Here is an 18,793-nt window from a genome sequence, read left to right on the forward strand (position 1 = left end):
CTCATTCCAATAAGATTTTCAGGCAAGAGTGAGAGGGAACCCAAAGCTATTTTATAGAAGTTTTTGCTAAAATTTAGGTTTGTTAGCGGTCTGAAGTGCCCGATTGGGCACTTTTTAAATGATGGAAAAATTGAAGGACAAGTTAGATAGTTCCCCACAAATCATATTCATCAGCATTGTGGATTTTTACCATTACAACATCACCAACTTTCACTTCTTGATCGCTTAAGTTATCAATATAAACCATACCATCAATCTCAGGAGCATCTGCCATTGAACGACCAACGATACCTTCCTCATCAATTTCATCGATCATCACTGGCAAAGTTTTACCAATTTTTTGTTGTAAACGTGCTGCGGAAATTTGTTGTTGCAGCTGCATAAAACGATGGAAACGTTCTTCTTTAACTTCTTCTGGTACTTGATCTGCCATTTCAGTGGCTGGTGCACCTTCAACAGGGCTAAATTTAAAACAACCAACACGATCTAATTGTGCTTCTTGAATAAAATCGAGCAACATTTGGAAATCTTCTTCAGTTTCTCCTGGGAAGCCAACAATAAAGGTTGAACGTAAAGTTAATTCTGGGCAAATTTCACGCCATTGTTTAATCCGCTCTAACGTGCGATCAATCGCCCCTGGACGTTTCATTGCTTTAAGAATTTTAGGGCTAGCGTGTTGTAATGGAATATCCAAATAAGGTAGGATTTTTCCTTGCGCCATCAATGGAATTAATTTATCCACGTGTGGATAAGGATAAACATAATGCAAACGTACCCAAACACCTAATGTGCCAAGTTGTTCACATAAGGTAATGAGATCATTTTTGATCGGCATACCGTTCCAGAAAACGGTTTTCGATTTTTGCTCTTTTTGATTTTTATCTAACGCATAAGCTGAAGTATCTTGCGACACAATCAGTAATTCTTTAACGCCAGCATCTACTAAACGTTTTGCTTCGTCTAAGATAGTATTAATTGGACGGCTATCCAAATCACCACGCATTGAAGGGATAATACAGAAAGTGCAACGATGATCGCAGCCTTCTGAAATTTTGACATAAGCGTAATGTTTTGGTGTTAGCTTAACGCCTTGTTTTGGTACAACATTGATATAAGGATTATATTCTGGTTTTGGTGCATATTTATGAACATGGTTCATTACTGCTTCATAACTATGTGGCCCAGTAATTTCCAATACTTTTGGATGCACTTCACGAATTTGATTTTCTTTCGCCCCTAAACAACCAGTAACAATCACTTTGCCATTTTCTTCTAATGCTTCACCAATTGCTTCAAGTGATTCTTGGACTGCACTGTCAATAAATCCGCAGGTATTCACAATCACTAAATCTGCATTTTCATAGGTTGGCACAATGTTATAACCCTCTGCACGTAATTCCGTCAGAATACGTTCAGAATCCACTAAATTTTTCGGACAACCAAGACTTAAAAAGCCAATATTTGGAGTAGTAGTCATATCTTTTGTTATATTCGTAGTAGAGTTTTTAATAGGTGGCGAATTGTACAGAATTTATGAAGTGAATGCTAATGTTTGTTGGGGAATATTGATGAGAAAAATTCGCCAATAGCAAAGGCTATTGGCGAATTGGTTAGTAGTGCAAATACTAGTAAATTATCTTACTAAACAAGGTTTCTTGTTATCGAAAGTCCATCCTGGGATAAGGAATTGCATTGCCATTGCATCATCACGAGCACCTAGTCCCATATTTTTATAAAGTTCGTGAGCTTTCATTACTTGATCCATATCGAGTTCAATACCAAGACCTGGTTTTTTCGGTACTTCAACTAAACCATTAACAATTTTTAATGGCTCTTTAGTAAGACGTTGATTACCTTCTTGCCAGATCCAGTGTGTATCGATAGCAGTAATATCGCCAGGCGCAGCAGCGGCAACATGTGTAAACATTGCTAAAGATACATCAAAGTGGTTGTTAGAGTGTGAACCCCAAGTTAAACCCCATTCATTACACATTTGTGCAACACGAACAGAACCTTGCATTGTCCAGAAGTGTGGATCAGCAAGAGGAATATCAACAGATTGTAATGAGATAGTATGTCCCATTTGACGCCAGTCAGTAGCAATCATATTCGTTGCTGTCGGTAATCCAGTAGCGCGACGGAATTCTGCCATTACTTCGCGACCAGAATAACCTTGTTCTGCACCACAAGGGTCTTCAGCGTAAGCAAGAACACCACGTAGTTGTTTACCAACTTTGATTGCTTCATCGAGCGACCAAGCACCATTTGGGTCTAATGTAACACGTGCATTAGGGAAGCGTTTAGCCAATGCAGTTACTGCTTCTGCTTCAGCTTCACTATGTAATACACCACCTTTGAGTTTAAAATCGTTGAAGCCATATTTTTCATATGCCGCTTCAGCAAGGCGAACAACGGCTTCTGGTGTTAATGCTTCTTCGTGACGGATACGATACCATTCACAAGGATCATTTTCTTGGCTTTGATAAGCTAAAGTGGTTTTCTTTCTATCGCCAATAAAGAAGAGATAACCTAACATTTCCACCGCGTCACGTTGTTGTCCATCACCTAATAATGAGGCCACAGACACGTTTAAGAATTGTCCTAATAAGTCAAGCATCGCTGCTTCAATAGCAGTCACAACGTGAATAGTTGTTCTTAAATCGAAAGTTTGTAAACCACGACCGCCTGCATCACGATCAGAGAAAGTTTTACGAACAGCTTCCATTACGTTTTTATATTCGCCTAAACCTTTACCTAATACTAAAGGTTTAGCATCTTCTAAAGTTTGACGAATTTTTTCACCGCCCGGGACTTCACCTACACCAGTATGACCACTGTTATCTTTTAGAATGACAATATTACGAGTGAAGTAAGGGGAATGCGCACCACTTAAATTTAATAACATACTGTCATGGCCGGCAACAGGGATGACTTGCATTTCAGTGATAATTGGGGTTGATGAACTCATAGTAAACTCCTATTTTTTTCTAAAATTAGTGAATAATAAATCTTAACTTAACGTACCATTGCTGGTCGTTTGCGATCAAATTTCCAACCAGGATAATAGAACTGCATTGGAATTGCATCATTGCGAGCGCCACTTGGTAACTTCTTATGTAGTTCATGAGCAAGCAAGACTTTTTCCATATCGAGTTCGATACCTAAGCCTGGTTTATCATTGAGTTTGATTTTTCCATTAACAATTTCTAATGGTTCTTTAGTTAGGTGTAGATCACCTTCTTGCCAAATCCAATGCGTATCTAATGCAGTTGGATTTCCAGGTGCAGCAGCGCCAACGTGTGTAAACATGGCTAATGAGATATCAAAATGGTTGTTTGAATGACAGCCCCAAGTTAAGCCCCATTCGTTGCATAATTGTGCAACTCGGCTTGCGCCTGTCAGTGTCCAGAAATGAGGATCAGCAAGAGGGATATCTACAGCTTGCAACATAATAGAATGTGCCATTTCACGCCAGTTAGTGGCAACCATGTTAGTTGCAGTTGGAATACCGGTAGCGCGACGGAATTCAGCCATCACTTCTCGGCCTGAGTAGCCTTGTTCTGCTCCGCAAGGATCTTCTGCATAGGTTAGAACATGGTGCATATTTTTACATAAGCGGATAGCTTCTTCTAAAGACCAACAACCATTTGGATCAAGCGTAATTCGTGCATCTGGAAAATGCTTTTTCAATGCAGTGACAGTTTCAATTTCTACTTCACCAGCGAAAACACCGCCTTTCATTTTAAAATCTTTAAAACCATAACGGTCTTTTGCAGCAGCAGCCAATTCAACAACAGCTTCTGTAGTCATTGCGGTTTGGCGTCTAATACGATACCACTCATGTTTACCGTTAGTTGGTTGTTGGTAAGGGAGATCAGTAATATGGTCATCACCAACATAAAATAGATAACCAAGAACAGTGACTTCATCGCGTTGTTTACCAGGGCCGAGTAATTCCGCAACAGGAACATTTAGGAATTGCCCCATTAAATCAAGTAATGCCGCTTCTAATGCTGCAACAGCATTAACACGTAATTCAAAAGTCCAAGCGCCTTTACCAAAAGTATCATAATCTGCGTCAAGATAACCATTGTGCATATCATTGACGATACGATTTAAAATTGAAATTGGGCGACCAACTACGTGTGGAATGGCTTCTTTTAATGCGTTTAGAATAGTTTCACCACCTGGTGCTTCACCTACGCCGGTATGACCAGCGCTATCTTTTAAGATCACTAAATTACGGGTGAAATAAGGGGAGTGAGCTCCCCCTACATTCATTAGCATACTATCGTACCCTGCAACTGGGATAACTTGCATTTCAGTGATTTGTGGTACAGATTGAGTATTCATTTTTGCTACCTCATTAAATGTTGGTATATATCAGTACAATTATTTGATTGGTTTTAATTCCATACGTTTAATTGGTCCAACGATGAAGAGGAAGCTAAATGCTGCAACTAAAGCGTGGACTGCAACGAAGACTAATGCCCATTCGAAGTGACCTGTACTTTTCACGATATAACCGATAGCGATTGGTGAAACGATACCAGATAAGTTACCGCACATATTAAATAAACCGCCTGCTAAACCACTGATTTCTTTTGGTGCAGTATCAGCCATTACCGCCCAACCTAATGCACCAACACCTTTACCGAAGAATGCAAGTGACATAAAGAGAACAACCATATAAATTGAATCTACATAGTTACAGAATATCATGGTCATTGAACCTAACATACCAAGTACGATTGGTGTTTTACGTGCGATAGAGAGTGAGTTTGTTTTCTTCATTAACGCATCTGAAATCACACCGCCAGCGAGACCACCTAAAAAACCACAGATAGCTGGGATAGCAGCGATAAAGCCAACAGATTTAAGATCTAATCCTCTTTCAGTCGCTAAATAGACTGGGAACCAAGTGATAAAGAAGAAAGTTAAGCAGTTAATACAGTATTGACCGAGATAAACACCGAGTAACATACGATTGCTGAGAAGTTGTTTTACATAACCAAATTTAGGACCTTCGTTTTTACCATCTTTTTTACCTTGATCCATATTAGTTAATGCACCACCAGCTTCAATATAGTCAATTTCAGCCTGATTGACTTTTGGGTGATCTTTTGGATTATAGATAACTTTTAACCAAACAACGCTGATTAATAGACCTACAGTACCCATAAAGATAAAGACAGACTCCCAACCTAATTCAGCTGTCAACCATCCCATAATTGGTGCAAAGATTACTGTTGCAAAGTATTGGGCAGAGTTGAAAATAGCAACCGCAGTAGCACGTTCTTTTGCAGGGAACCAAGCTGCTGCAATTCGACTGTTTCCTGGGAAAGATGGTGATTCAGCTAAACCAACAAGGAAACGCAGAGAGAAGAGAATAATTAATGCCCAAGCACCAGAGAATAAACCAACGGCGCCTTGTAGTAAGGTAAAGAGTGACCAGAATACAATTCCTAAAAAGTACACTTTTTTAGAACCGAATTTATCAAGTAGCCAACCACCAGGTAATTGACCTAATACATATGCCCAGGAGAAAGCTGAAAATACCCAGCCCATACCGGCAGCATCAATACCAATAGCATCAGACATTGGTTTACCTGCAATTGCTAAGGTAGCTCGGTCACCATAGTTAATTGCAGTAACAAAGAAGAGTAATACCACAATGGCCCAACGGACATTGGTACGTTTAATTACTTCTGCAGTAGTAGAAGTAGAATTGAGAGTGTTGTCGTTCATAATGATGACTCCTATGGGTTACAGATTTAAGTGTCCAGCATTATAGGAAAACACCCCATTTTAAGAATTAACGGAATATCAGAAGATCAGGCTGCCAAAATAAAATTTATTTGTGCATTTGCCAGAGAAAATGTGATTGTTATCACAAAAAAAGACATTTTTAGTCCATTTTTCGTGTAAAAAGTAACCATTGTTAAAATCAGTTTTGTGATTTTTTATCATTGAATTGTGCTATTGCATAGTTTAATAGCTAAAAAAGTTTTTATATTTGTGCTGTTGAATAGTGTTAATTTAAAAAGGCTCTATTAGACTTTTTCACAAATTATTTCCCACTGAAAGGACAAGGTTATGAACGAAAAATATCTTCCAAATCTATTTAAGCAAAAATTACTACAAGGTGAAACGCTAATTGGTTGTTGGAGTGCATTAGGTAATCCAATTACAACTGAAGTTTTAGGATTAGCAGGTTTTGACTGGTTGTTATTAGATGGTGAACATGCTCCAAATGATGTTTTATCTTTTATTCCCCAATTGATGGCTTTAAAAGATAGCAGCAGTATGCCAATCGTACGTCCGCCACAAAATGAACCAGTAGTGATCAAACGTTTGTTAGATATTGGTTTCTATAATTTCTTGATTCCATATGTAGAAACAGCAGAAGAAGCTGTACAAGCAGTGGCATCTACTCGTTATCCACCAGCGGGAATTAGAGGTGTATCTGTTTCTCATCGTAGCAATGGTTATGCAACAGTACCTAACTATTTTTCTATGATTAATGACAATATTGCAGTGATTGTACAAATTGAAAGCCAATTGGCGGTAGATAATGTAGATGAAATTGCTGCAGTGGAAGGTGTGGATTGTATTTTCGTTGGACCAGGTGATCTTTCAGCTGCGTTAGGTTATTTAGGCCAACCAAATCATCCTGAAGTACAAAAAGTAATTAAACAAATTTTTGAGTGTGCGAAGAAACATGGCAAAGCGTGTGGAATCTTGGCACCAGTAGAACAAGATGCACGCCGTTATCTTGAATGGGGTGCAACTTTTGTTGCAGTAGGTAGTGATTTAGGTGTGTTCCGCGGAGCGACCCAAAACTTATGCAACACATTTAAAAAGTAATTAAGTAAACATTGTATATTTTCCATTAATAAAAAGAGGTGAAATTATGAAAATCGGATTTATCGGACTTGGTATTATGGGTAAACCAATGAGTAAAAACTTGTTAAAAGCAGGTTATTCTTTGGTAGTAATGGATCGCAATCAAGAAGTAGTAAAAGAAGTTGTTGCTGCTGGTGCAGTGAGTGCTGAAACACCAAAAGCAGTAGCAGAACAAGTAGATGTAATCATCACCATGTTACCAAATTCACCACATGTTAAATCAGTTGTTTTAGGTGAAAATGGCGTTGTAGAAGGAGCGAAAGCAGGTAGCGTTGTGATTGATATGAGTTCTATCGCACCATTAGCAAGCCGCGAAATTTATGCTGAATTAGAGAAAAAAGGCATTGATATGCTAGATGCACCAGTTAGCGGCGGTGAACCTAAAGCAATCGATGGTACTTTATCTGTTATGGTCGGCGGTAAAAAAGAAGTATTCGATAAATATTATGACATCATGAAAGCAATGGCTGGTTCAGTAGTTTATACTGGCGACATTGGTGCAGGTAATGTAACAAAATTGGCTAACCAAGTTATTGTTGCATTAAATATTGCGGCGATGTCAGAAGCATTGATGCTTGCGACCAAAGCAGGTGTAGATCCAGAATTAGTGTATCAAGCAATTCGTGGTGGCTTGGCAGGAAGTACAGTATTAGATGCGAAAGCACCAATGGTATTAGATCGTAATTTCAAACCAGGCTTCCGTATTGATTTACATATTAAAGATTTAGCAAATGCAATTGATACATCTCATGGTGTAGGAGCATACTTACCACTAACAGCATCAGTAATGGAAATGATGCAAGCATTAAAAGTGGATGAATTAGGTAGTGCTGATCATAGTGCATTAGCTCGTTACTATGAGAAATTAGCAGGCACAGAAATTAAACGTTTCTAAGGAATATTGAGAGGAGCTATATGCTCCTCTGTTTCCCTAAGGAAAAGATTAAAGCGAGATTGTTAACATGAAAGTTGTAATTGCACCCGATTCTTATAAAGAGAGTCTTTCCGCAATGCGGGTGGCGAATGTTATAGAAAAGGGATTTAAACAAGTTTTTCCCGATGCAGAATATGTAAAAGTGCCTGTTGCTGACGGGGGAGAAGGTACAGTTGAAACCATGGTGGAAGCTACCAATGGTAAAGTTATTACAGTTGATGTTGTTGGACCACTCGGTGAAGTTATGCCGGCGTTTTGGGGCATTTCAGGTGACGAAAAAACAGCTTTCATTGAAATTGCTTCTGCCAGCGGACTAGAACAGGTGCCATTAGAAAAACGCAATCCGTTAATTACGACAACTTATGGTGTTGGTCAATTAATTCTTTCAGCATTAGATTATGGTGTTACACACTTTATTGTTGGTTTAGGTGGTAGTGCTACTAATGATGCAGGAGCAGGAATGCTGCAAGCATTAGGTGTTCAGTTATTGGATAGCGAAGGCAAGCAAATTGGTTATGGTGGAGCAGAGTTAGCTCGTTTGGCTAAGATAGATGTTTCTGGTTTAGATGCAAGATTGGCAAATTGTCAATTTGAAATTGCTTGTGATGTGACTAACCCATTAACAGGAGAGCGTGGCGCTTCAGCTATTTTTGGACCACAAAAAGGTGCAACTCCAGAAATGGTAAAACAACTGGATTCAGCATTAAAACATTTTGCAAACATTATTGAGCGTGATCTTGGTATTGCGGTAGCAGAAATTCCAGGAACAGGTGCGGCTGGTGGTTTAGGTGCGGCATTTGCTGGATTTTTACATGGAAGTTTAAAAAGCGGTATCAAAATTATTGTTGAATTATTGGCATTAGATAAAAAAGTAGCTGATGCAGATTTGGTGATTACTGGCGAAGGCCGCATTGATCACCAGAGCATTAATGGTAAAGTACCTGTAGGCGTTGCTGCAGTGGCGAAAAAATACCATGTTCCAGTAATTGGCATTGCCGGTTCTTTAGGTAAAGATATTGAAGTAGTGCATGATTATGGTATTGATGCTGTATTCAGTATCTTGAATAAAGTTTGCACTTTCCCAGAAGCAATGCAAGATGCAGAGCAAAATCTTGAGATTACTGCACGTAATGTGGCTGAAGTCATAAAAATGCAATTTTCAGCTTCTTAATTGAAAAAATGATAAATGGGTGAGTTATGACAGTGTATTTATTGGATGAAAAACTAGCGCAGAAAATTGTCGAACGCACAATGGATATTATTAACTGTAATATTAATATTATGGATGCGAAAGGCAGAATTATTGCTAGCGGCGATTTAAATCGTGTAGGTGAAATTCATGATGGTGCGCTACTTGCCCTTTCTCAAGGAAGAATCGTTGATATTGATAAAGCAGTTATTCATAGTCTGCATGGTGTGAGGCCAGGGATTAATTTACCGTTAAAATTGGATGGTAAGATTATTGGTGTTATTGGTTTAACAGGTGACCCGACTAGTTTAAAAGAATTTGGTCGTTTAGTCTGTATGACTGCTGAAATGATGCTCGAACAAGCTAGATTGTTTGATATGTTGGCGCAAGATACTCGTTTAAAAGAAGAGTTAGTATTGAATCTGATCAATAATAAGGACAATTCAGCAAGTTTAGTTGATTGGGCTAATCGGTTAGGTGTCGATCTTTCAATGCCGAGAATTGCCTGTGTTATCGAAGTGGATAGCGGGCAATTAAGTATTGAAAATGCGCGTAGTGAATTACAAAATCTACAATCTTTGCTGAAAGTACCAGAACGCGATAACTTAGTGGCAATTTCATCGTTAACTGAATTAGTTGTATTAAAACCCGCACTAAACGCATTTGGACGCTGGGATGTCCAAGAACATTTAAATCGTATTCAACAATTACTTTCACGTATGAATGAAAATGCAAAATTAAATGTTCGTATTGCTTTAGGCCATTATTTTCCGGGTGAAAATGGGGTTTCGCTTTCTTATCATACTGCAAAAACCACTTTAAAAATTGGTAAAGCTCGCTTACCAAAACAACGTATTTATAACTATCAAGAGCTCATTCTGCCAGTGTTATTAGATCAATTAAAAGACGGTTGGCAGAAAGAAGAGTTAGAACGTCCGATTCGTAAATTACAACTAATGGATACTAATGGTATCTTATGCAAAACATTATCAGTTTGGTTTGAAAATAATATGCAAACTGTTGCAACAGCTAAGGCGTTATATGTGCATCGCAACACTTTGGAATATCGTTTAAATAAAATAGCTGATTTAACAGGATTGAATCTTAATAGTACAGATGATCGTTTCTTGCTATATATGGCATTGCATGTTACATCTTGATTATTAATTTTGATTTAATTACAGAGTAAAAAGTATTAAGGACATGGATGTCCTTTTTTATTATCTAAAAGAAAGTGTTTACCTAAGAAAATTAGTATTAGACATACTGCTAAATTGCTTTTAGATATTATGCTGGAACGAATTGTTCACTCATATAACCTCAAGATAAGTTCTTAATGGAGTTGATTGTAAGGACATGTAGTTCGTAATGAATAGATATAATAGATAAACAGATATAGAAAAGGCTTAGAATTTCTTCTAAGCCTTAGTTGTTTCTAACAATGTTAAATCAGGTCACAGGCGCTGGATTAAATACGGATAATGCGTTATGTAAACCCCATTTATCTGACCAAGTGGTTTTACGTCCGCTAGCAACATCAAGAATATAATGGAATATTTCCCAACCCACATCTTCAATAGTTGCCTCACCTGTTGCAATAGTTCCTGCATTGATATCCATTAAATCGAACCAACGATTTGCTAAATCACTGCGAGTAGCAACTTTAATCACTGGTAATGCAGCTAAACCATAAGGTGTACCACGTCCAGTAGTGAATACTTGTACTGTAATACCAGACGCAAGTTGTTGAGTACCACAAACAAAGTCACTTGCTGGAGTTGCAGCATAAATTAGACCTTTTTTGGTTGGACGTTGGCCAGGCGATAATACTTCAACGATTGCGCTAGAACCGGATTTTGCAATTGAACCTAAAGCTTTTTCAACCACGTTAGCTAAACCACCTTTTTTATTTCCTGGTGATGGATTTGCACTGCGATCGGTTTTTCCCATATTGAGATAATCATCATACCATTGCATCTCTTCTAATAGACGCTTACCGACTTCTTCATTAATTGCTCGAGGCGTTAATAAATGAATCGCATCACGTACTTCTGTTACTTCTGAGAACATTACAGTAGCACCGCAACGTACTAATAAATCTGAAGCATAACCAACAGCAGGGTTGGCTGTAACACCAGAGAAAGCATCACTGCCACCGCATTGCATACCGACTACTAAGTCAGATACAGAGCAAGTTTCACGTTTGCGTTGATTAAGTCTTTCCAAATGTTGTTTAGCCGTTTCAAGGATAGATTTAAGCATAGCTTGAAAGCCAACAAATTGTTCATCTTGTAAGCTAGTGATAGTGGCATCTTCTAGTGAGATTGGATAAACATCAGGAGTTCCTTCTAATAAACGGCTTGGTTGTAATTTTTCGCAACCTAAACCAATTACCATAATTTCGCCACCAAAATTAGGGTTAAGTGCAATATTGTGAATAGTTCTGATTGGTACAATGGCAGCAGGAGCATTGATCGCTACACCACAACCATAGAGGTGATTTAAACCAACAACACCATCTACATTAGGATAATGCGGCAACAATTCTTTTTCGATAATTTTCACAACATAATCGACCACACCAGCAACACAATGAACGCTGGTGGTAATGCCTAGCATATTTTTGGTACCGACGCTGCCATCTTTATTACGATATCCTTCAAAAGTATAACCTGTTAATGGTTCTAAATCAGGAGCTGGTCGAGTTGCAAGTGGTAGTGTTGCTAATGGCGGAGCTTTTGGTAACTCTACTAAAGATTCATCAATCCAGCTGCCTTTAGCAATATCTTTCACTGCATAACCAATAATTTCGCCATAGCGAATAATCGGAGATTGTTGAGGAATATCAGTGAGAGCTACTTTGTGGCCTTGTGGAATGTGTTCAACAAGTGTTAAACCATCAGGAAATTGTGTGCCAGCAGGCAGACCATTGCTATTGACGATAATAGCAACATTATCGGTAGTGTGCACTTTGATATATAGTGGTGCGGATTGGGCATTATTCATAATAGATCACTCCATAGTTATTTTAATGTTGTACTACATTATAGAAAGAGAATAGAAAAATAAGATTGTGCAAATGCCCAAGTATCTCTGGTGAAAAAATAATATTTTACGGAAGATTAATGATAGTACGTGATGACGATCACAAAATAGCAAAAAGACTAATAGTATTCAGTGCAATTGCAAAATAAAGGCATAGCAAAAAGGCAAAAATTAATAGAATGATTTGGGCGATAGCCTAAAGACAAGCCATTTAGAATCTTTTCATAATGGTAAAAACAAAGGATAGACCAAGCTACCTATTAAGTGTGACAGTAGTCATAAAATAGACAATTTTAGAAAATTTTGTTATTTTGAAACTAATTTCAACTATCTTTATTTCAAAAAATCTAATAAAATTTCTAAAATTAGTTAATAAATTGTGAAGTCCATTCGCTGATTTCACAGGTCTAATTTAACAGAACATGTTTTATCAGTCGCTTAATACTTTTGTTATTAAAAGTATTACAGCATTTTGTCAACTTATAATACATAAAAGGAAGAACCCATGTCGGATATGGTAAAAAATGACGTGGATCCGATTGAAACCAACGATTGGTTGTTGGCAATCGATTCAGTGATTCGTGAAGAGGGTGTTGAACGAGCTCAATATATTATTGAACAACTTATTCAACGTGCGAGAGCAAATAATGTTTCACTTCCTACTGGAATGACAACAGACTATATCAATACTATTCCTGTTAGCGAAGAGCCTAATTACCCAGGTAATTTAGATCTTGAACGTCGTATTCGTGGTGCAGTTCGCTGGAATGCGATTATGGCAGTATTACGTGCCTCTAAGAAAGATCTTGAATTAGGCGGACATATGGCCTCTTTCCAATCTTCTGCGACTTTATATGAAGTTTGTTTCAATCATTTCTTCAAAGCTCGTAACGAGAAAAATGGCGGTGATTTAGTGTTCTTCCAAGGTCATATCGCACCAGGAATTTATGCGCGTGCATTTGTTGAAGGCCGTTTAACAGAAGAACAAATGGATAATTTCCGTCAAGAAGTTCATGGTAAAGGTTTATCTTCTTACCCTCACCCAAGATTATTACCAGAATTCTGGCAATTCCCAACTGTATCAATGGGCTTAGGGCCATTGAATGCGATTTATCAAGCGCGTTTCTTAAAATATTTAAATAATCGTGGCTTAAAAGACACTACAGATCAAACTGTTTATGCGTTCTTAGGCGATGGTGAAATGGACGAAGTAGAATCACGTGGTGCGTTAGCGTTCGCTGCTCGTGAAAAATTAGATAACTTAATCTTCGTAATCAACTGTAACTTACAACGTCTTGATGGCCCAGTAACTGGTAACGGTAAGATCATCCAAGAATTAGAAAGTAACTTTAACGGCGCAGGCTGGGAAGTTATTAAAGTTGTTTGGGGACGTCGTTGGGATCGCTTACTACAAAAAGATACTTCAGGTAAATTACTACAATTGATGATGGAAGTTGTTGATGGCGATTACCAAACAATGAAGTCAAAAGATGGTGCTTATGTTCGTGAACACTTCTTTGGCCGTTACCCTGAAACAGCAGAATTAGTTAAAGATATGACAGACGATGAAATCTGGGCATTAAATCGTGGTGGTCATGATCCAGTTAAAGTATTCGCTGCATTAAATAAAGCAAAACAAGTTAAAGATAAACCAGTTGTATTACTTGTTAAAACCATTAAAGGTTATGGTATGGGTGATGCAGCAGAAGGTAAAAATATCGCTCACCAAGTTAAGAAAATGGATATGTCAGGCGTTAAACATGTTCGTGATCGTTTCAATATTCCAGTTTCTGATGCTGATATCGAAAAATTACCATACATTAAATTTGAAGAAGGTTCAGAAGAGTACAAATATCTCCATGAACGTCGTCAAGCGTTACATGGTTATGTACCAACTCGTTTACCTCGTTTTACACAACAATTTGATGTTCCTGCAATTGAAGAGTTTTCACAATTGTTTGAAGCACAATCTCGTCCAATTTCAACCACTATGGCGTTTGTGCGTACATTAAATGTGTTATTGAAAGATAAATCAATTGGTAAACACATTGTGCCAATTATTGCGGACGAAGCACGTACTTTCGGTATGGAAGGTCTATTCCGTCAAATTGGTATTTATAACCCACATGGTCAAAACTATATGCCTCAAGACCGCGAACAAGTGGCTTACTATCGTGAAGCTGTAGATGGTCAAGTGTTACAAGAAGGTATCAATGAACAAGGGGCAACTGCGTCTTGGTTAGCGGCTGCAACTTCATACAGCACCAATGATTTACCAATGATTCCATTCTTTGTGTACTACTCAATGTTTGGTTTCCAACGTGTTGGTGATTTAATGTGGTTAGCTGGTGACCAACGTGCAAGAGGCTTTATGATCGGCGGTACATCTGGTCGTACAACCTTAAATGGTGAAGGCTTACAACACGAAGATGGTCATAGCCATATTCAATCTTTAACTATTCCAAGTTGTGTATCTTATGATCCTGCGTTCGCATTCGAAGTACCAGTAATTATCCAAGATGGTGTACGTCGTATGTATGGCCCAGATCAAGAAGATATTTACTATTACATCACAACCTTAAATGAAACTTACGATCAACCTGCAATGCCGAAAGGTGCAGAAGAAGGTATTCGTAAGGGTATCTATAAATTTGAAACTGTAACTGGTCAAGGTAAAGGCAAAGTTCAATTATTAGGTTCAGGTGCAATCCTTCGTCATGTTCGCGAAGCTGCTCAATTATTAGCAAATGACTTCGGTGTATCTTCTGATGTGTACAGCGTAACATCATTCACAGAGCTTGCGAGAGAAGGTAACGAAATCGAACGTTACAACACATTACACCCTGAAGCAGAAGCGAAAGTGCCTTATATCACTAAAGTGATGAATGATGTACCAGCGATTGCAGCAACAGATTATATGCGTCTATTTGCGGATCAAGTACGTGCGTATGTTCCAGCAAGCAGCTATTTAGTATTAGGTACTGATGGTTTCGGTCGTTCAGATAGTCGTGAAAACTTACGTTCACACTTTGAAGTTGATGCGAAACATGTTGCTGTTGCAGCATTGGCTCAATTAGTCAAAGCAGGTACTTTAGATAAGAAAGTACTTGTAGAAGCGATTAGCAAATATGGTATTGATGCAGATAAAGCATACTCTTTACACGCATAATTAACTGTAACAATCACAAGGATATAAAATCATGTCAAAACAAATTCTTATACCTGATATCGGCGGTGATGAAGTTACTGTAACAGAAGTTATGGTCAAAGTTGGTGACACTGTTGAAGTAGATCAAAGTGTAATCAATGTAGAAGGTGATAAGGCTTCAATGGAAGTTCCAGCGCCAGAAGCAGGTGTAATTAAAGAACTTTTAGTAAAAGTTGGTGATAAAGTTTCTACTGGTACACCAATGTTCGTATTAGAAGAAGCAGGTGCAGCAGCACCTGCCTCAGCGCCAGCAGCGGCGCCAGCGGCTGCACCGGCACCAAAAGCAGCGGCATCAGTTGTTGATGTTAATGTTCCTGATATTGGTGGCGATGAAGTGAATGTTACTGAGATTATGGTGAGTGTTGGTGATAGCGTTACTGCAGAGCAATCACTTATTACTGTTGAAGGTGATAAAGCTTCAATGGAAGTACCGGCACCATTCGCAGGTGTAGTAAAAGAAATTTTAGTAAAATCAGGTGATAAAGTTTCAACTGGTTCATTGATTATGCGTTTTGAAGTCGCAGGCGCAGCACCAGCCGCTTCTGCTCCAGCAGTAGAAGCACCAGCAGCGGCACCTGCAGCAGCTGGCGGGGTACAAGATGTTAATGTACCTGATATCGGTGGTGATGAAGTGAATGTTACTGAAATTATGGTGAAAGTAGGGGATAGCGTAAGCGAAGAGCAATCTCTTATCACTGTTGAAGGTGACAAAGCTTCAATGGAAGTTCCTGCACCATTTGCTGGTGTAGTAAAAGAAATTTTAGTGAAATCAGGTGATAAAGTTTCTACTGGTTCATTAATTATGCGTTTTGAAGTCGCAGGCGCAGCGCCAGCAGCGGCTCCAGCTCCAGCACCACAAGCAGCAGCTCCGGCAGCAACACCTGCTCCTGCAGCAGCGGCAGCACCAGCAGCATCAACTGAAGATGTTACTGCAAGTGCAAGTTTTGCACATGCAACACCAGTGGTACGTCGTTTAGCACGTGAATTTGGTGTGAACTTAGATAAAGTTAAAGGTACTGGTCGTAAAGGACGTATCTTAAAAGAAGACGTTCAAGCTTATGTGAAGAATGCGGTCAAGATCGCAGAATCTGGTGCAGCAGCTCCAGCAGCGGCAGCAGGTAATGCGGGCGCAGGTTTAGGCTTATTACCATGGCCGAAAGTTGATTTCAGCAAATTTGGTGAAACTGAAGAAGTTGAATTAAGTCGTATTAAGAAGATCTCTGGTGCGAACTTACATCGTAACTGGGTAATGATTCCTCATGTTACTCAATGGGATAAAGCAGACATTACTGAATTAGAAAAATTCAGAAAAGAACAAAATGTACTTGCTGAAAAACAAAAACTTGATGTTAAAATTACTCCGCTTGTCTTTATTATGAAAGCTGTTGCGAAAGCATTGGAAGCATATCCAAACTTCAATAGCTCAATTACTGAAGATGCACAGCGTTTAATCTTGAAGAAATACATCAACATTGGTGTGGCAGTAGATACACCAAATGGTTTAGTTGTACCTGTATTTAGAGATGTAAATAAGAAAGGGGTAATCGAGCTTTCTCGTGAACTTGCTGAAATTTCTAAGAAAGCACGTGCTGGTAAATTAACTGCATCTGATATGCAAGGTGGTTGTTTCACTATTTCAAGCCTAGGTGGTATTGGTGGTACTCACTTTACTCCGATTGTAAATGCGCCAGAAGTGGCAATTTTAGGGGTATCTAAGTCTGAAATGACACCAGTTTGGAATGGTAAAGAATTCACTCCACGTTTAATGTTGCCATTATCATTGTCTTACGATCACCGCGTGATTGATGGGGCAGATGGTGCACGCTTTATTACCTATATCAGTGGTGTGTTGTCGGATTTACGCCGCTTAGTCATGTAGTAATGGAAGCAAAAGCCTGAGGATTCAGGCTTTTGTTACAAATTAAATTTAAAATACCGAATCTAACGATAAGATGTTAGAAAAGGGAAAAACGAGGCTTAACATGAATAAAGAAATTAAGACACAAGTGGTCGTATTAGGTGCTGGTCCTGCAGGATACTCTGCTGCATTCCGTTGTGCGGACTTAGGTTTAGAAACTGTAATTATTGAACGTTTCTCAACCTTAGGTGGGGTTTGTTTAAATGTTGGTTGTATCCCGTCTAAAGCATTATTGCATGTAGCTAAAGTCATTGAAGAAGCAAAATCTTTAGCACAACATGGTATTGTTTTTGGCGAACCAAAAACAGACATTGAAAAAATTCGTGGTTGGAAAGAGAAAGTAATTAGCCAATTAACTGGCGGTTTAGCTGGTATGGCGAAAATGCGTAAAGTTCAAATTGTTAATGGTTATGGTAAATTTGCTAGCGCCAACAGCATTATTGTTGCTGGTGAAGATGGCGAAACCAAAATTACCTTTGATAATGCGATTATTGCGGCAGGTTCTCGTCCAATTCAATTACCATTTATTCCACATGATGATCCGCGTGTTTGGGATTCTACTGATGCGTTGAAACTTAAAGAAGTTCCAGAAAAATTATTAATTATGGGCGGTGGTATCATCGGTCTTGAGATGGGAACTGTTTATCATGCACTTGGTTCACAAATTGATGTTGTGGAAATGTTTGATCAAGTGATTCCAGCTGCTGATAAAGATGTTGTGAAGATCTTTACTAAACGTATTGAGAAAAAATTCAACCTATTATTAGAAACTAAAGTAACTGCTGTTGAAGCAAAAGAAGACGGTATTTATGTTTCTATGGAAGGTAAAGGTGCAAACGAAACTCGCCGTTATGATGCAGTGTTAGTGGCTATCGGTCGTACACCAAATGGTAAATTAATTGATGCACATGTTGCTGGTGTGGAAGTAGATGAACGCGGCTTTATCCGTACAGATAAACAAATGCGTACAAACGTTCCTCATATCTTTGCTATCGGTGATATCGTTGGTCAGCCAATGTTAGCTCACAAAGGTGTTCACGAAGGTCACGTTGCTGCTGAAGTTATCGCAGGACAAAAACACTACTTCGATCCGAAAGTAATTCCATCAATTGCTTATACTGAACCAGAAGTAGCTTGGGTTGGTAAAACTGAGAAAGAGTGTAAAGCAGAAGGTATTGCTTACGAAGTGGCAACTTTCCCATGGGCAGCATCAGGTCGTGCAATCGCATCTGACTGTTCAGATGGTATGACTAAACTTATCTTTGATAAGAATACTCATCGTGTGATTGGTGGTGCAATTGTTGGTACTAACGGTGGTGAATTGTTAGGTGAAATCGGTTTAGCGATTGAAATGGGCTGTGATGCTGAAGACTTAGCATTAACTATCCATGCTCACCCAACCTTACATGAATCAGTTGGTCTTGCTGCAGAAGTATTTGAAGGTACTGTAACTGACTTACCAAACGCAAAAGCGAAAAAGAAAAAATAATTTGTTAGCAAATTAGTTTTTTCGTAATACAATCTAAAAGTCTGCACTTTAGCGAAAGTTGGAGTGCAGATTTTTTACTTATTTCTCGCGAAAATGAAGTAGAG

General features: G+C 38.6%; 12 protein-coding genes. 7 read left to right on the top strand and 5 right to left on the bottom strand.

Annotated elements, in window-relative coordinates; all coding sequences use genetic code 11:
* Window positions 1-142 precede the first annotated feature (142 nt).
* The 4 genes from rimO to QS62_RS03815 form a co-directional block, all read right to left on the bottom strand.
* Window positions 143-1,477, bottom strand: a complete 1,335-nt coding sequence (gene rimO / locus QS62_RS03800; protein WP_066106174.1) for a 30S ribosomal protein S12 methylthiotransferase RimO — start codon at window positions 1,475-1,477, stop codon at window positions 143-145.
* A 156-nt stretch (window positions 1,478-1,633) separates the two neighbouring features.
* On the bottom strand, window positions 1,634-2,968 hold the full coding sequence (gene gudD, locus QS62_RS03805) for a glucarate dehydratase (protein ID WP_066106177.1): 1,335 nt from the start codon (window positions 2,966-2,968) through the stop codon (window positions 1,634-1,636).
* Window positions 2,969-3,015: 47 nt separating this feature from the next.
* Window positions 3,016-4,353 (bottom strand): enolase C-terminal domain-like protein, encoded by a 1,338-nt coding sequence (locus tag QS62_RS03810; RefSeq protein ID WP_066106179.1) that lies wholly within the window; start codon window positions 4,351-4,353, stop codon window positions 3,016-3,018.
* 39 nt (window positions 4,354-4,392) lie between these two features.
* Window positions 4,393-5,748, bottom strand: coding sequence for an MFS transporter (locus QS62_RS03815; protein ID WP_066106182.1), 1,356 nt, complete (start codon window positions 5,746-5,748; stop codon window positions 4,393-4,395).
* Window positions 5,749-6,096: 348 nt separating this feature from the next.
* Here QS62_RS03815 and garL point away from each other — a divergent pair, with 348 nt between their 5' ends.
* The 4 genes from garL to QS62_RS03835 all read left to right on the top strand — a co-directional run bounded on the left by garL (window position 6,097) and on the right by QS62_RS03835 (window position 10,189).
* Window positions 6,097-6,867 carry a 2-dehydro-3-deoxyglucarate aldolase gene (gene garL, locus QS62_RS03820; RefSeq protein WP_066106187.1) on the top strand — a complete coding sequence of 257 codons (771 nt, stop codon included), beginning with the start codon at window positions 6,097-6,099 and terminating at the stop codon, window positions 6,865-6,867.
* Window positions 6,868-6,913: 46 nt separating this feature from the next.
* Window positions 6,914-7,801: a 2-hydroxy-3-oxopropionate reductase gene (gene garR / locus QS62_RS03825; protein ID WP_066106189.1), complete on the top strand. Its 888-nt coding sequence runs from the start codon at window positions 6,914-6,916 to the stop codon at window positions 7,799-7,801.
* 67 nt (window positions 7,802-7,868) lie between these two features.
* On the top strand, window positions 7,869-9,011 hold the full coding sequence (locus QS62_RS03830; protein ID WP_066106192.1) for a glycerate kinase: 1,143 nt from the start codon (window positions 7,869-7,871) through the stop codon (window positions 9,009-9,011).
* A 26-nt stretch (window positions 9,012-9,037) separates the two neighbouring features.
* Window positions 9,038-10,189: a CdaR family transcriptional regulator gene (locus QS62_RS03835; RefSeq protein WP_066106195.1), complete on the top strand. Its 1,152-nt coding sequence runs from the start codon at window positions 9,038-9,040 to the stop codon at window positions 10,187-10,189.
* A gap of 289 nt (window positions 10,190-10,478) precedes the next feature.
* On the opposite strand, the gene garD is transcribed toward QS62_RS03835, so the two are convergent.
* Window positions 10,479-12,035 carry a galactarate dehydratase gene (garD, locus tag QS62_RS03840; protein WP_066106198.1) on the bottom strand — a complete coding sequence of 519 codons (1,557 nt, stop codon included), beginning with the start codon at window positions 12,033-12,035 and terminating at the stop codon, window positions 10,479-10,481.
* 544 nt (window positions 12,036-12,579) lie between these two features.
* Here garD and aceE point away from each other — a divergent pair.
* The 3 genes from aceE to lpdA all read left to right on the top strand — a co-directional run bounded on the left by aceE (window position 12,580) and on the right by lpdA (window position 18,689).
* A complete protein-coding gene (aceE, locus tag QS62_RS03845; RefSeq protein WP_066106200.1) occupies window positions 12,580-15,243 on the top strand; it encodes a pyruvate dehydrogenase (acetyl-transferring), homodimeric type in 2,664 nt (887 codons plus the stop codon).
* A gap of 31 nt (window positions 15,244-15,274) precedes the next feature.
* Window positions 15,275-17,161 (top strand): pyruvate dehydrogenase complex dihydrolipoyllysine-residue acetyltransferase, encoded by a 1,887-nt coding sequence (aceF, locus tag QS62_RS03850; protein ID WP_066106202.1) that lies wholly within the window; start codon window positions 15,275-15,277, stop codon window positions 17,159-17,161.
* A gap of 103 nt (window positions 17,162-17,264) precedes the next feature.
* Window positions 17,265-18,689 carry a dihydrolipoyl dehydrogenase gene (gene lpdA / locus QS62_RS03855; RefSeq protein WP_066106205.1) on the top strand — a complete coding sequence of 475 codons (1,425 nt, stop codon included), beginning with the start codon at window positions 17,265-17,267 and terminating at the stop codon, window positions 18,687-18,689.
* Window positions 18,690-18,793 lie beyond the last annotated feature (104 nt).

Source organism: Gallibacterium salpingitidis (genome assembly GCF_001678495.1).
In the GTDB taxonomy this organism is placed as follows: Bacteria; Pseudomonadota; Gammaproteobacteria; order Enterobacterales; family Pasteurellaceae; genus Gallibacterium; species Gallibacterium salpingitidis.

Bases quoted from the DNA above. Each gene is read 5' to 3' on its own strand.
- QS62_RS03815 (WP_066106182.1), bottom strand. From the start codon at position 5,748: ATGAACGACAACACTCTCAATTCTACTTCTACTACTGCAGAAGTAATT.
- lpdA (WP_066106205.1), top strand. From the start codon at position 17,265: ATGAATAAAGAAATTAAGACACAAGTGGTCGTATTAGGTGCTGGTCCT.
- gudD (WP_066106177.1), bottom strand. From the start codon at position 2,968: ATGAGTTCATCAACCCCAATTATCACTGAAATGCAAGTCATCCCTGTT.
- QS62_RS03830 (WP_066106192.1), top strand. From the start codon at position 7,869: ATGAAAGTTGTAATTGCACCCGATTCTTATAAAGAGAGTCTTTCCGCA.
- QS62_RS03835 (WP_066106195.1), top strand. From the start codon at position 9,038: ATGACAGTGTATTTATTGGATGAAAAACTAGCGCAGAAAATTGTCGAA.
- aceF (WP_066106202.1), top strand. From the start codon at position 15,275: ATGTCAAAACAAATTCTTATACCTGATATCGGCGGTGATGAAGTTACT.
- garL (WP_066106187.1), top strand. From the start codon at position 6,097: ATGAACGAAAAATATCTTCCAAATCTATTTAAGCAAAAATTACTACAA.
- rimO (WP_066106174.1), bottom strand. From the start codon at position 1,477: ATGACTACTACTCCAAATATTGGCTTTTTAAGTCTTGGTTGTCCGAAA.
- garD (WP_066106198.1), bottom strand. From the start codon at position 12,035: ATGAATAATGCCCAATCCGCACCACTATATATCAAAGTGCACACTACC.
- QS62_RS03810 (WP_066106179.1), bottom strand. From the start codon at position 4,353: ATGAATACTCAATCTGTACCACAAATCACTGAAATGCAAGTTATCCCA.
- garR (WP_066106189.1), top strand. From the start codon at position 6,914: ATGAAAATCGGATTTATCGGACTTGGTATTATGGGTAAACCAATGAGT.
- aceE (WP_066106200.1), top strand. From the start codon at position 12,580: ATGTCGGATATGGTAAAAAATGACGTGGATCCGATTGAAACCAACGAT.